Source organism: Streptomyces flavofungini (genome assembly GCF_041028215.1).
Taxonomy (GTDB): Bacteria; Actinomycetota; Actinomycetes; order Streptomycetales; family Streptomycetaceae; genus Streptomyces; species Streptomyces flavofungini_B.
The window spans coordinates 1-1,481 of the sequence record NZ_JASKYR010001295.1 but is presented as its reverse complement, the minus strand read 5'-3'; the positions used below and the strand labels follow the sequence as shown (position 1 = coordinate 1,481).

General features: G+C 72.4%; 1 protein-coding gene and 1 pseudogene. Both read left to right on the top strand.

Translation table 11 applies throughout. The features are described 5' to 3' along the window. Positions 1 to 144 precede the first annotated feature (144 nt). Positions 145 to 1,048: pseudogene (locus AB8Z36_RS40555) on the top strand (SDR family NAD(P)-dependent oxidoreductase). 14 nt (positions 1,049 to 1,062) lie between these two features. Then, positions 1,063 to 1,481: acyl-CoA dehydrogenase family protein (locus AB8Z36_RS40550; protein WP_369218351.1), on the top strand; the 419-nt coding region annotated here is incomplete at its 3' end.

The following is a 1,481-nucleotide window of genomic DNA, read 5'->3' as shown; positions in this document are numbered from 1 at the left end:
TTCCACGACATCGCCGAACGCGTCAACAACTGGGGGCGTGGGGGTGTCCGGAACTGACATGGGTGCTCCCCGGGGCTTGTCTTTCCGTATCTGACGGGTCATAGAATCTAACGGTCCGTCAGAAACCGCGGGAAGGGGTCGGGCGTGGGGAACTTCTTGGCAGGCAAGGTGGTGGCCGTGACCGGCGCCGGGCGCGGCATCGGCAGGGCCGTCGCCCTCGCCCGTCGTCGTCAACGACTACGGCGTCTCCATGGCGGGCGGCGAGCCGGCCAGCGAGGTCGCCGACGCCGTGGTCAAGGAGGTCCGGGCCGCGGGCGGCGAGGCCGTCGCCGTCGCCGACGACATCTCCACCATGGCGGGCGGCGGGCGCGTCGTCGACGTCGCGCTCGCCGAGTACGGGCGTCTCGACGGCGTCGTGTGCGTCGCGGGCATCCTGCGTGAGCGGATGCTCTTCAACATGTCCGAGGAGGAGTGGGACCCGGTCGTCGCCACCCACCTGAAGGGCACGTTCACGGTCTTCCGCGCGGCGTCGGCGGTCATGCGCAAGCAGGGCTCCGGCACCCTCATCGGCTTCACCAGCGGCAACCACCAGGGATCGGTCGCGCAGGCCAACTACAGCGCCGCCAAGGGCGGCATCATCTCGCTGGTGCGCAGCGCGGCGCTGGGTCTCCACAAGTACGGGGTGACCGCCAACGCCGTGGCCCCCGTGGCCCGTACGCGGATGTCGGCGAACGTCCCCATGGAGCTCAAGGAGATCGGGGAGCCGGAGGACGTCGCCGCGCTCGTCACCTACCTCCTGAGCGACCGGGCCCGCGCGGAGAAGATCACCGGGCAGGTCTACACGATCGCCGGACCCAAGATCGCCGTATGGGCGCAGCCGCGCGAGCTGCGCGCCGGGTACGCGGAGGGGGCCTGGACCCCGGAGAGGATCGCGGACTTCCTGCCGGGGACGGTCGGCACCGACCCGATGCCGCTCCTCGCGCGACTGGAGGACATGGCGGAGGCGGCGGCGGACGCGGCGGCCGGTAAAACGCTCCCGAACGCCTAGGCCGGGGCCCGGACATGGACTTCGCCTTCGGCCCCGAGGACGAGCGGTTCCGGACGGAGGTCCGGTCCTGGCTCGCCGAGCATCTCACCGGCGACTACGCCCGCGCCCTGGGCAGCGGCGGGCCCGGCAGCGAGCACGAGGGCGGCGCGGCACGCCGCGCCTGGGAGCGCGAGCTCGGCCGTGGCGGCTGGATCGGCCTCGGGTGGGACACGGGCCTGTCGGACGCCTACGGGAACCGGAGGGCCACCCTCACTCAGCAGGTCGTCTGGGCGGAGGAGTACGCACGCGCGCGTGCCCCCGGACGGTACGGGCACATCGGCGAGAACCTGCTCGCGCCGACGCTGCTGGCGCACGGGAGCCGCGAGCTGTGCGACGAGTTCCTGCCCGGGATCGCCCGGGGGGAAGTGCTGTGGTGCCAGGGGTACAGCGAGCC